The following is an 11,832-nucleotide window of genomic DNA, read 5'->3' as shown; positions in this document are numbered from 1 at the left end:
TGCGGCGCGATGGTGGAGGGGTCTGATGACTCAGGGGGCCGGTCAGGGACCCGAGACGGAGCGAACGGCGACGTTGCGCGACTTCCGGGTGCCCGCGTACGTCCATGAGACCGGTCCGTACGCCGACGTGCACCCCGGTGACGTCGTCCCTCCGCACGAGGAGGAGCACCCCGACGGGTACACGCCGACCGAGCGGGACCTGCCGGTCATCCAGCGCGGCGACACCCTCCCGCCGCCCGTCGAACCGGCGGCCGCCCCGGCGCCGCAGTCCGACGCGGGTCCCGGCCCGCTCTTCGTCGTCGGCGACGTCCACGGCTACATCGAGGAGCTGCTGAGCGCGCTGCGGGAGAAGGGCCTGGTCGACGAGGCCGGCCAGTGGTGCGCGGGAACCGCCCGGCTGTGGTTCCTCGGCGACTTCACCGACCGCGGCCCGGACGGCATCGGCGTCATCGACCTCGTGATGCGGCTGTCCGCCGAGGCCGCGGCGGCCGGCGGCTACTGCAAGGCCCTGATGGGCAACCACGAGCTGCTGCTGCTGGGCGCCAAGCGGTTCGGCGACACCCCGGTCAACTCCGGCGCGGGCACTGCCACCTTCCAGGCGGCCTGGCTGCTCAACGGCGGCCAGAAGACCGACATGGACCGCCTCCAGGACCACCACCTCCAGTGGATGGCCCGGCTCGACGCGGTCGAGGAGGTCGACGGCCATCTGCTGGTCCACTCCGACACCACCGCCTACCTCGACTACGGCGACTCGATCGAGGCCGTCAACGACACCGTCCGCGAGGCGCTGACCCGCAACGACGCGGACGAGGTGTGGGACCTGTTCCGCAAGTTCACCAAGCGCTTCTCCTTCCGCGACGAGGGCGGCGCCGACGCCGTGCGCTCCCTCCTCGACACGTACGGCGGCACCCGTGTCGTGCACGGCCACAGCCCGATCCCCTATCTGCTCGGCCAGGTCGGCTCCGAGGAGAACGAGGACCGCGGCGAGCCCCATGTCGAGGGTCCGCACGTCTACGCCGACGGCCTCGCCATCGCCATGGACGGCGGCGTGACCATGGCCGGAAAGCTGCTGGTCCAGCAACTCCCCCTGGACGCCTGACCCTTCGCCGCGCCGCCCGGCACCGGGCCGGGACGGCGCGGAACCGGCACCGGGCATCGCCGCAATTTCCGGCAACCCCCTGTCACCGTGCGGTGTGACAGCTCTACCATCGGCTTATCCGTAGCAGGCTCCCCTCCGTTTCTGCCCGACGGCTCGCCGCCATGCGAGCCCCAAGCCCTACGGAGCATCGGGGGATGCACATGAACAGCGTTCCGCAGCACCTGCTGAGCGAGGACCGCCGGGAATTCGAGCGGCTCCTCGATGAGGCGCTGCGCTCCGCACCCGACCACCCGGAGCTGTCCGCCGTCGGAGAACGGCTCAACCCGGAACAGCTGCGCACGATGGCGCTCAACGCCACGGCCCTCATTACGGCGGCCGCCGCCACCGAGTACCAGCACTACGTCAAGACCCGCGAGGAACTGCGCCGTCCGGCACCCCCCGCCGAGGCGTCCGGCGCCGAATCCGGCTCGGCGGAGCCGGGAGCGGGCCCGCTGGGGCTCGCCGCCGCCCTCGGTGAGACCGCCGAGGCCGTCGGCGCGGGCGCCAGCGCGATGATCGCGGTCCTGGCCCCCGTGCTCGCCGGAACGGCCACCGTGATCTTCCTGCTGGTCGGCTACCTCCTGAAGATGCTCGCCCCCGGTCGGCAGTTCGGCCGGACCATGCTCACCGTCGGCTGGGTCTTCGGCGCCCTGACGGCGGTGGCGATCCTGACCGCCGGGGTGGCGCTCCTGATCACCGCCCTGCGCAACAGCTCCTCCGCCGGGGCCGCCGCCCAGGAGGAAGCGCGCGAGGCGGTGGCGAGGGCGCGTCAGGAGTGGCGGGACGCGCTGCTCGAGCGCGGCATCCTGCCCTTCCTGCGCGACGCCCTCGCCCAGCCCGGCGCCCCCGCCGCACAGCCCCTCCCGGCCCCCGGACCGAGCGGCCGGATGCCACGCCTCGGCTACGGCCGCCCCGGCTTCAGCAGCCCCGACGACGGAACGACCACCGACCGCCCCCGCTTCAGCAGCCCGGACTACACGAGCCCGGACTTCGGCGGCCCGGAACACCAGCCGGACTGAGCATCCGACCGGCGCCCGATCCGGCTAGGGCTGGTCCTCCACGATCGGCAAGTAGACCCGGTTGCCCGTGGCCGCGAACTCCAGCGACTTCTTCGCCATGCCCTCCTCGATCTCGGCCCGGTTGCCGCCGTGTTCGCGCCGGATGTCCTGCGAGATCTTCATGCTGCAGAACTTCGGCCCGCACATGGAGCAGAAGTGGGCCGTCTTCGCGGGCTCGGCGGGCAGCGTCTCGTCGTGGAACTCCCGTGCCGTGTCCGGGTCCAGGGCGAGGTTGAACTGGTCCTCCCACCGGAACTCGAAGCGGGCGTCCGAGAGCGCGTCGTCCCACTCCTGGGCGCCGGGGTGCCCCTTGGCCAGGTCGGCCGCGTGGGCGGCGATCTTGTAGGTGATGACGCCGGTCTTGACGTCGTCCCGGTTCGGCAGGCCCAGGTGCTCCTTGGGCGTGACGTAGCAGAGCATCGCCGTGCCCCACCAGGCGATCATCGCGGCACCGATACCCGAGGTGATGTGGTCGTACGCGGGCGCGACGTCGGTGGTCAGCGGGCCGAGTGTGTAGAACGGGGCCTCGTCGCAGATCTCCTGCTGGAGGTCGATGTTCTCCTTGATCTTGTGCATCGGGACATGCCCGGGGCCCTCGATCATCGTCTGCACGTCGAAGCGCCGGGCGATCCGGTTGAGTTCCCCGAGCGTGCGCAGCTCCGCGAACTGCGCCTCGTCATTGGCGTCAGCGATCGAACCGGGCCGCAGACCGTCGCCGAGCGAGTAGGTGACGTCGTAGGCCGCGAGGATCTCGCAGAGCTCCTCGAAGTGCTCGTACAGGAACGACTCCTTGTGGTGCGCCAGGCACCAGGCCGCCATGATCGAGCCACCGCGCGAGACGATGCCGGTCTTCCGGTTCGCCGTCAGCGGGACGTACGGCAGTCGCACACCCGCGTGCACCGTCATGTAGTCCACGCCCTGTTCGGCCTGCTCGATCACCGTGTCCTTGTAGACCTCCCAGGTCAGCTCCTCGGCCCGGCCGTCGACCTTCTCCAGGGCCTGGTAGAGCGGCACCGTGCCGATGGGCACGGGGGAGTTGCGCAGCACCCACTCGCGGGTGGTGTGGATGTTGCGGCCGGTGGAGAGGTCCATGACCGTGTCGGCGCCCCAGCGGGTCGCCCAGGTCATCTTCTCCACCTCCTCCTCGATCGAGGAAGTGACCGCCGAGTTGCCGATGTTGGCGTTGACCTTCACCAGGAACCGCTTGCCGATGATCATCGGCTCGATCTCCGGATGGTTCACATTGGCGGGCAGCACGGCCCGGCCCGCCGCGATCTCCTCGCGGACCACCTCGGGGGCGACGTTCTCCCGGAGCGCCACGAACTCCATCTCGGGCGTGATCTCCCCCTGGCGGGCATAGGCGAGCTGGGTGACCGCCCGGCCCGTCCGGCCACGCCGGGGCTGGCGGGGCCTCCCGGGGAAGACCGCGTCCAGATTGCGCAGCCCGCCGCGCGGCGAGGTGTGCTTGATCCCGTCGTCCTCCGGCCGGACGGGACGGCCCGCGTACTCCTCGGTGTCGCCACGGGCGACGATCCAGTTCTCCCGCAGCGGGGCCAGCCCCCGGCGGACATCGGTGTCGGCTTCCGGATCGGTGTACGGGCCGGAGGTGTCGTACAGCGTGACCGACCGCCCGTTGGTGAGGTGCACCTGACGGACCGGCACCCGCAGATCGGGGCGCGAGCCCGCGACATACGCCTTGTGCCAGCCGATGGACTTCCCGGCCTCCTCGCCCGACGAACTGGTCGTCGTGGTCTGCGCGGAGGCAGGCGTGCGTGCGTCCTTGTTGGTCATGAGACCTACTCCCTACGCCGGCATTACCCGGTAACAGGTTCGGCGGTCGACGCAGCGATTTCCGTCCGCAGATGTCCTCGGGGAACCATGTTCCACGTGAAACATCGCAACGACGGAGGTCAGCGCCCTCTCAGCCCGGTGCTCCGAGCTCCCGCGTGTGCAAAGGTGCCTCCACGCTAGCGCCCTCTGTGACGGGATGAACAGTGGGCCTCCCCCGTTCTTGCAATGATCGGGCCGTGACCACGACGCAGCAGCCTCCCTACCCTCCTCCCGGCCCACCCCACCGGCCGGGCTCCGGACCAGGCCCCGGCGACGGGAGCGGGCACGGGTCCGGTCCCGGAGACGGCCATGGCGGGCACGGGGGTCACGGCGGTCATGGGAGTCATGGCGGGCATGGCCACGGGCACGGGCACGGGCACTCGCACAGCCATGGCCCCGCCGCGCCGGTCTCCAGACATCTGCGCAAGGTCATCGCGGCCATCCTGATCCCGTTCAGCGCGGCCGTCGTCGTGGGTCTGGTGGTGCTCTGGCCCGGAGGCGCGCCCCCGCACCAGCGCTCCGGGGTCGGCTTCGACCGCCAGACCCAGCAGGCCACGGTCACCCAGGTCACCTCGGTGAGCTGCCAGGTCGGCGGGGTGGGCGGGGGAGCCCCGGCCGGTGATCCCTCGGCCACGGGCGCGGGTCCGGCCGCCCAGGAGGACAAGAAGGGCCCCTGCAAGAAGGCGACGGTCCGGGTCGACACCGGCAAGGACCAGGGACGCACCTTCACCGAGCTGGTGCAGCCCGACCAGACCCGGCAGTTGCACCAGGGCGACAAGGTCGTGGTCGCCTACGAGCCCAAGGCGCCGAGGGAACTCCAGTACGCGGTCACCGACCTGGACCGCAAGTTCCCCATGGCCCTGCTCGCCGGGATCTTCGCGGTCGCCGTCGTGGTGGTGGGCCGACTGCGCGGCGTCATGGCACTGGTGGCCCTGGCGGTGAGCTTCATGGTGCTCACCCTGTTCATCCTGCCCGCGATACTCCAGGGCTCGAATCCGCTGCTGGTGGGCGTGGTCGGGTCGAGCGCGATCATGCTCATCGCGCTGTACATGTGCCATGGCCTGTCCGCGCGGACCTCCGTCGCGGTGCTGGGCACCCTCGTCTCCCTGCTGCTGATCGGTCTGCTCGGCTCGCAGTTCATCGGCTGGGCCGCGCTCACCGGCAACACGGACGACAACACCGGCCTGATCCACGGTCTCTACCCGTCCATCGACATGAGCGGCCTGCTGCTCGCGGGCGTCATCATCGGCTCGCTGGGCGTGCTGGACGATGTGACGGTCACCCAGACCTCGGCAGTGTGGGAGCTGCACGAGGCCAACCCCTCGATGGGCTGGCGGGGGCTGTACCGGGCGGGCATCCGCATCGGCCGCGACCACATCGCCTCCGTCGTCAACACCCTCGTCCTCGCCTACGCGGGCGCCGCGCTGCCCCTGCTCCTGCTGTTCTCCATCGCGCAGAGCGGGGTGGGCACCGTGGCCACCAGCGAGCTGGTCGCGGAGGAGATCGTGCGGACGCTGGTCGGCTCGATCGGTCTGGTCGCCTCGGTTCCGGTCACCACCGCGCTCGCCGCCCTGGTCGTCTCGGCGGACCGCCCCGCGCCGGGTACGGCGGCTCCCGCGGCCGGCAAGCCCGTCGCGGCCTCCGGCGGCAGGGGACGGCGCCGGAAGCGCTGAGGGAGCCGTCGGACCCGTCGGGACGGGCGGGACCGGCTGCCCGTGAACCCTTGCAGAAGCGTTTCTTCAAAGGTTCACGGAGCCCGGCGGAACGCTCGGCGCCCCCGACCGGGCCCGCGTCAGCCCGCGCTCTGCTCCTCGGCCAGGATGCGGCCCAGGGCCTCGTCGAGGTGGGTGTCGAAGTCGGCCAGCGCACCCTCCTGACCGAGCGGCACCAGCTTGTCGGTGCGGTCCAGGAACGCCACGAGCGGTGGGGTAGAGGAGCGGAACAGCGCCTGATCGCCGCCCACCTGAAGCCGGATCAGCACCTCGCCCAGCACCTCGCAGTCGACGGGGGCGATGTGCACATCACCCTCGCCGCACGGCCGGCCGACCCCGTCGATCATCAACTCCCGGCCGAAGACCCAGGTCACCGGGGCGTCACCGGGCAGATGGAAGGTGAGCCGGACCGCATAAGGATCACTCGTCTCATAGCGCAACTCCACCGGAATACGGAAGGAAAGCTCCTCCGAGACGAGAAAGCTCATCATGACTTCTGCCTGTACGGACTCGCGCATCGCCTACCCCGTCGTATGACATCGACTGGCCGGGTTTAATCCCTGACTGGGGTCAAATCTAGCTGAACGTGCATGGCAGATCACAAGGAGTGAGTTTTCAGATGCTGATAGAGAGCGCCAGCGCTCCCATGTGACGGCCCATCTCCGACTGCAACCTCCTTGTCATGCACGGCAGTTGATCAGCCTGATGGGCCGGGAGCGAGATCGCCATCGTCGCGGCGGTTGTACCGACAGTGATCGGCACCGCCGCACAGACCGCTCCAAGGGCGTATTCCTGCCGTTCCACCACCGGTTCCATCCGCCGGGTCCTGGCCAGCCGCCGGAGCAGGGCATCGTTGTCGCGCACGGTGTACGGCGTGAGGGAGCGCACCGGGTAGCGCGCGAGGTGGTCGCGGCGGGCGTCCTCGTCCAGCTGGGAGAGCAGGCACTTCCCGATCGCGTGGGCATGTCCGGTCTCGCGGAAGTCGGCCCACTCCGCGACGGCCGGGGTCTCGCGCGAGTCGGCCACGCACATGACCTCGATCTCGCCGTCCCGGTACATCGCGTAGTACACCGGGGCACCGATCGCATCGCGCCAGTGCTCGAGGATGTCGGCCACCGTGCTGCGACGTTTCTGCTGCGCTCCGCTGCTACTCAGCCGGTCCGCCGCGTCGCCGAGGAAGAACCGCCCCTTGTCCCGGCGCAGATAGCCCTCGTGCACCAGGGTGCGCAGCAGGTGGTACGCCGTGGGGAGCGCGAGGCCGGTCTCGCGGGCGAGCTGCTTGGCGGGGGCGCCGTACTCGTGCCCGGCGACCGTCTCCAGCAGGCGCATGGCGCGCTGGACGGAGCCGATGAGGGTCGCGGAGTGCTTGTCGGGGGCGGTGGCGGCGGGGGGCCGCTGCATCGGAGGCGCGCAGGACCGCGCCGGAGCCGGGGGTGCGTGGGGTCCTGCCGGAGCGGTGTCGACCGTGGCCAAGGATTTACTCCCGAAGCGCGGAGGTGGGGGCGGCCCGTGCGGGGTGGACACGGGTGGGGTGCGTGCCGCCCGTGGGGTTCGGGGCCCCACGGAGGTTCCGGACTCTAACCGTCCACCACCGCGCGCGGACGGCCTGCCGGGGAAACTTCCCCCGCCCGAGGGAACCCGCGCTCCGTGTTACCGCTCCCCGGCCGCCGCGCGCGTCACCAGTCGCCGCGCGAGGAGGAACCGGCGGTGAACTTCCGCACCACGTAGACGAGTCCGCCGACCAGGGCGACGAAGAGCAGGAGCTTGAAGAGCAGGCCGATCAGGAAGCCGACCACGGTCGCTATCAGGCCGCCGAACACGACCAGCGCGATGACCGGCACCGCGATCCACTTCACCCACCACGGCAACCCCGTGAAGATCTCTCGCATCGCCTCGTCCTTTGCGCTAGCGGTTCTCGATGTCCCGCTTCGATGCTAGAGCCGCCGAGGGTCTCCGTGGGGGCCTCGCACCCCTTGTCGTCCCCTGATCCATCCCCTAGGGAACCCTGAGGACCGACCCTCACGCCTCGGGGGGAGAGAACACCACCATGACCCTCAGGTCCTCGCTGATGTGGTGGAACTTGTGGGCCACGCCCGCCGGTACGTAGACCACGCTGCCCCGCGCGACCTCCGTGGTCTCCAGCCCGACCGTGATCGAGGCCCGGCCGCTGACGACGAAGTACACCTCGTCCTGGAGATGCGGCTTCTGCGGGTCATGGGAGCCCGCGTCGAGGGCGTACAGGCCGACCGACATGTTCCGCTCGCGCAGGAACTGGAGATAGGCGCCCTCGTTGGCGGAGCGCTCCGCCTCCAGATCGTCCAGCCGGAATGCCTTCATCGCCGTCGCCCGCCCTTGCCCCGCCGCCACTCTGATTCTGGTCTGCAACGATCAGACACATGAAGAATCTCGTAGTCAAGACGATCGCCAACGCGGGCGCCCTCGCGGTCGCCGTGTGGCTCCTCGACAAGATCACCCTCACCGGTGACAGCACGGGCAAGAAGGTCGGCACGCTGATCGTGGTCGCGCTGGTCTTCGGACTGGTGAACCTTCTGGTCAAGCCGGTCGTGAAGGTGCTGACCTTCCCACTGTTCATCCTGACCCTCGGCCTGATCACCCTCATCGTCAACGCGCTGATGCTGCTGCTGACCTCGTGGGTGTGCGGGCAGCTCAACCTCAGTTTCCACGTCGACGGGTTCTGGACGGCCGTGCTCGGCGGGCTGATCATCTCCATCGTCTCCTGGGCGCTGAACCTCGTCCTGCCCGACGAGGACTGATCCGGTCATGACCTACCGCGTCTGTTTCGTGTGCACCGGCAACATCTGCCGCTCCCCGATGGCCGAGTCGGTCTTCCGGGCGCGCGTCGCCGAAGCCGGACTCGACGGCCTGGTCGAGGTCGACAGCGCCGGTACCGGTGGCTGGCACGAGGGCGACGACGCCGACCCGCGCACCGTGTCCGTCCTCGACGAGCACGGCTACGACACCGGGCACACCGCGCGGCAGTTCCGGCCGTCCTGGTTCGGCCACCTCGACCTGGTGATCGCCCTCGACACCGACCACCTGGAGGCCCTGCGCCGCCTCGCCCCGACCGAGGCGGACGCGCGCAAGGTGCGTCTGCTGCGCTCCTACGACCCGGCGGCCGACGCCGACCTCGATGTGCCGGACCCCTACTACGGGGGCCGTGCGGGTTTCGAGGAGTGCCTTGAGATGGTGGAGGCGGCGAGCGCGGGACTGCTCGACTCCGTACGCGAACATCTGGAGGAACGGCCCGTATGAACGACAACTCCACCGGCGACGGTACGCGCGCCGTCCGGGCCGGTCTTCCCGAGCCGGTGAAGCACGAGCCGACCCTGCCGGGGCCGGTGTTCGCCGCGCACTTCCACCTGCCCGGCGAGGTCAGCGGCCCGTATTCCTACGGCCGCGACGGCAACCCCACCTGGACCCTCCTGGAGCGTGCCATCGGCGAGCTGGAGGCGCCCGGCGACGACGACACCGAGACGCTGGTGTTCGCCTCCGGGATGGCCGCGATCTCCGCCGTGCTCTTCTCCCAGCTGCGCTCCGGCGACACGGTCGTGCTGCCCTCGGACGGCTACCAGGCGCTCCCCCTGGTCCGGGCCCAGCTGGAGGCGTTCGGCATCGAGGTGCGCACCGCGCCCACCGGCGACGACGCCCAGCTCGACGTGCTCGACGGGGCACGGCTGCTGTGGATCGAGTCGCCGTCCAACCCCGGGCTCGACGTGTGCGACATCCGGCGGCTGGTGAAGGAGGCCCACGCGCGCGGCGCGCTGGTGGCGGTCGACAACACCCTCGCCACGCCGCTCGGGCAGCGTCCGCTGGAGCTGGGCGCCGACTTCGCCGTGGCCAGCGGCACCAAGCAGCTCACCGGGCACGGTGACGTCCTGCTGGGTTACGTCGTCGGGCGCACGGGCGAGGCGATGGACGCGGTGCGCCGCTGGCGGAAGATCGTCGGGGCGATCCCCGGCCCGATGGAGGCGTGGCTCGCCCACCGCTCGATCGCCACGCTCCCGCTCCGCGTCGACCGGCAGAACGCCACGGCGCTCGCGGTGGCCGAGGCGCTGCGCGGGCGTCCCGAGGTCTCCGGCCTGCGGTATCCGGGGCTGCCCGACGACCCGTCGCACGCGGTCGCCGCGCGGCAGATGCGCCGCTTCGGCTGCGTGGTCTCCTTCACGCTGCCCACCCGCGAGCGCGCCGAGCGGTTCCTGGAGGCGCTGCGGCTGGTCGAGGACGCGACGAGCTTCGGCGGGGTGCGCTCCACGGCCGAGCGGCGCGGCCGCTGGGGCGGGGACGCGGTGCCGGAGGGCTTCATCCGCATGTCGGTCGGGGCCGAGGACGCCGACGACCTGGTGGCGGACGTGCTGCGCGCCTTGAACGAGTCCGGCGAGTCCGCGGGCTGAAGGCGGTGCGGACGGTCCGAGCCTCCCCCCTCGTGGCTCGGACCGTCACCGGTTCCGCGCGCGAAGAACCGCGCGAACAAGGCTAGTTGACTCTGCGTCAGTGTCCAATCACGGTAACGACAGAGACCTATCGACTTATTTATAGTTGGGGCCTGCCCAGCCACTGAAGGAGGCAGGGAAAGGGGGACCCGCATGGACCTGGCCCTGCTGCGGACCTTCGTCACCGTGCACCGGGCCGGCTCCTTCACCCGCGCCGCCGCCCTGCTGGGCCTGTCCCAGCCCGCCGTCACCTCCCAGATCCGCACGCTGGAGCGCCAGCTCGGCCGCCCCCTCTTCCTGCGGCAGGCCCGCGGGGTGACGCCCACGACCATCGGCGACGAGCTGGCCCACAAAGCGGCACCGCATCTCGACGCCCTGGTGGAGATAGCCGAGAGCGGCCTGGACGACGAGTCCTCGCTGCGCACACTCCATCTCGCCGGGCCCCCGGAGTTCACCGCCGAGCGCGCGCTGCCCGCCCTGACGGAGCTGACCGGCGCCGACGGCCAGGGCCTCGCCCTGCGCGCCTCCTTCGGCACCGCGGAGGAGGTGCTGGAAGGTCTCGCGGCAGGCCATCACGAGCTGGCCATCAGTACGCTCCGGCCGCGCGGTGCCCTGCTGAGCGCGAGCCCGCTCTGCGACGAGGAGCATGTGCTGGTCGCCGCCCCGTGCTGGGCCGAGCGGATCGGTCCGGAAGCGCTACGGCGGACCGGGGCGGCCGCGCTGAAGAACCTGCCCGTGGTCGAGGTCCACGAGTCGCTGCCCTTCGTCTCGCGCTACTGGGCCGCCGTCTTCGACACACGTCCGGGGGTCTCCGGCACGGTCATCGTCCCCGACCTGCGCGCCGTGCTGGCATGCGCCCGAGCGGGCGCCGGGCTCGCGGTGCTGCCGCGCTATCTGTGCGCCGCTGCCCTGGACCGCGCCGAGGTGGTGCTGCTGCATGACCCGGCCGTACCGCCGCTGCGGACGTACTTCCTGGTGGTGCGCACCGGATCGCTGGCTCTGCCCCATGTGGCGCGGGCACACGAGTGGCTTCAGCGGGCGGCCTCTCGCTGGTGCTGAGGGGACTTTCCGCCGGGAATGCCTCCCCGTCGTGCGGCCGAAGTCGCCTGCGATGTTTCACGTGGAACCAGCCGGGCCACATTGTTCCCATGACCGTCCGACCCGTGGTCAAGCGCACCGCCCGCGCCGTCCTGCTGGACGGTGACGACCTCATCCTGATCAAGCGCACCAAGCCCGGCGTCGATCCCTACTGGGTCACCCCCGGTGGCGGGGTCGAGCCAGCGGACCCGACCGTCGTGGACGCCCTGCACCGCGAGGTGTACGAGGAACTCGGCGCCAAGATCAGCGATGTCGTGCCCTGCTTCGTGGACACCGTGGAGCACATCGGCGAGGACGGCGGCGCGACCGGGGTGAAGGTCCAGCACTTCTTCGTCTGCCGACTGGAGTCCATGGACCCCTCCCTCCGCCATGGCCCCGAGGTGGAGGAGCCGGCCGGGGAGTACGAGATCGTCCGTATCCCGTTCACCCGGGTCGGCATCGCCTCCGTCCACCTCGTGCCGTTGTCGCTGCGCCACTACCTGGACGGCAACATCGAAGGCGTCCGCGCCATGCACGCCCCCGACCTCGGCTAGCCGGGGCCCGCT

The 11,832-nt window shown here is 70.8% G+C and carries 13 protein-coding genes and 1 riboswitch; of the genes, 8 read left to right on the top strand and 5 right to left on the bottom strand.

What is annotated here, in order from left to right:
- The first annotated feature begins 25 nt into the window (after positions 1–25).
- Together ACIPPM_RS23885 and ACIPPM_RS23880 are read left to right on the top strand one after the other, a co-directional pair.
- Complete coding sequence (locus ACIPPM_RS23885; protein ID WP_393913288.1) at positions 26–1,099, top strand: metallophosphoesterase; 1,074 nt, start codon at positions 26–28, stop codon at positions 1,097–1,099.
- Between the two features lie 194 nt (positions 1,100–1,293).
- Entirely contained in the window at positions 1,294–2,157 is an 864-nt protein-coding gene (locus ACIPPM_RS23880; protein WP_401451209.1) for a hypothetical protein, read from the top strand.
- Between the two features lie 24 nt (positions 2,158–2,181).
- Here ACIPPM_RS23880 and thiC read toward each other — a convergent pair whose 3' ends face one another.
- Positions 2,182–3,987 carry a phosphomethylpyrimidine synthase ThiC gene (gene thiC, locus ACIPPM_RS23875; RefSeq protein ID WP_401451206.1) on the bottom strand — a complete coding sequence of 602 codons (1,806 nt, stop codon included), beginning with the start codon at positions 3,985–3,987 and terminating at the stop codon, positions 2,182–2,184.
- Positions 3,980–4,152, bottom strand: a riboswitch (TPP riboswitch). It overlaps the preceding gene by 8 nt.
- 71 nt (positions 4,153–4,223) lie before the next feature.
- Here thiC and ACIPPM_RS23870 point away from each other — a divergent pair.
- Positions 4,224–5,699: a YibE/F family protein gene (locus ACIPPM_RS23870; protein ID WP_401451203.1), complete on the top strand. Its 1,476-nt coding sequence runs from the start codon at positions 4,224–4,226 to the stop codon at positions 5,697–5,699.
- 119 nt (positions 5,700–5,818) lie between these two features.
- On the opposite strand, the gene ACIPPM_RS23865 is transcribed toward ACIPPM_RS23870, so the two are convergent.
- The 4 genes from ACIPPM_RS23865 to ACIPPM_RS23850 all read right to left on the bottom strand — a co-directional run bounded on the left by ACIPPM_RS23865 (position 5,819) and on the right by ACIPPM_RS23850 (position 8,075).
- Positions 5,819–6,256, bottom strand: a complete 438-nt coding sequence (locus ACIPPM_RS23865) for an SsgA family sporulation/cell division regulator (RefSeq protein WP_161147327.1) — start codon at positions 6,254–6,256, stop codon at positions 5,819–5,821.
- Between the two features lie 97 nt (positions 6,257–6,353).
- A complete protein-coding gene (locus ACIPPM_RS23860) occupies positions 6,354–7,211 on the bottom strand; it encodes an IclR family transcriptional regulator (protein ID WP_401451200.1) in 858 nt (285 codons plus the stop codon).
- A gap of 203 nt (positions 7,212–7,414) precedes the next feature.
- Complete coding sequence (locus ACIPPM_RS23855) at positions 7,415–7,627, bottom strand: DUF5326 family protein (protein ID WP_401451197.1); 213 nt, start codon at positions 7,625–7,627, stop codon at positions 7,415–7,417.
- Between the two features lie 130 nt (positions 7,628–7,757).
- Positions 7,758–8,075, bottom strand: a complete 318-nt coding sequence (locus ACIPPM_RS23850) for a cupin domain-containing protein (RefSeq protein WP_401451195.1) — start codon at positions 8,073–8,075, stop codon at positions 7,758–7,760.
- 59 nt (positions 8,076–8,134) lie between these two features.
- Between ACIPPM_RS23850 and ACIPPM_RS23845 the strand changes: the two genes are divergently transcribed.
- From ACIPPM_RS23845 to ACIPPM_RS23825, 5 genes are all read left to right on the top strand, one after another.
- Positions 8,135–8,512 carry a phage holin family protein gene (locus ACIPPM_RS23845; protein WP_389003596.1) on the top strand — a complete coding sequence of 126 codons (378 nt, stop codon included), beginning with the start codon at positions 8,135–8,137 and terminating at the stop codon, positions 8,510–8,512.
- 7 nt (positions 8,513–8,519) lie between these two features.
- The gene (locus tag ACIPPM_RS23840) at positions 8,520–9,011 is read left to right on the top strand and encodes a low molecular weight protein-tyrosine-phosphatase (protein WP_401451192.1); all 492 of its coding nucleotides are present in this window, start codon (positions 8,520–8,522) and stop codon (positions 9,009–9,011) included.
- Positions 9,008–10,150: a cystathionine gamma-lyase gene (locus ACIPPM_RS23835; protein WP_401451189.1), complete on the top strand. Its 1,143-nt coding sequence runs from the start codon at positions 9,008–9,010 to the stop codon at positions 10,148–10,150. Before ACIPPM_RS23840 ends, ACIPPM_RS23835 begins: the two co-directional genes overlap by 4 nt.
- A 192-nt stretch (positions 10,151–10,342) precedes the next feature.
- Positions 10,343–11,248: a LysR family transcriptional regulator gene (locus ACIPPM_RS23830; protein WP_401451187.1), complete on the top strand. Its 906-nt coding sequence runs from the start codon at positions 10,343–10,345 to the stop codon at positions 11,246–11,248.
- Between the two features lie 89 nt (positions 11,249–11,337).
- Positions 11,338–11,820, top strand: coding sequence for an NUDIX domain-containing protein (locus ACIPPM_RS23825; RefSeq protein ID WP_401451184.1), 483 nt, complete (start codon positions 11,338–11,340; stop codon positions 11,818–11,820).
- Positions 11,821–11,832 lie beyond the last annotated feature (12 nt).

It is taken from the genome of Streptomyces sp. NPDC090119 (assembly GCF_044747085.1).
Taxonomy (GTDB): Bacteria; Actinomycetota; Actinomycetes; order Streptomycetales; family Streptomycetaceae; genus Streptomyces.
The sequence above is the reverse complement of the archived record's forward strand: the minus strand, read 5'-3'. Positions and strand labels throughout refer to the sequence as shown.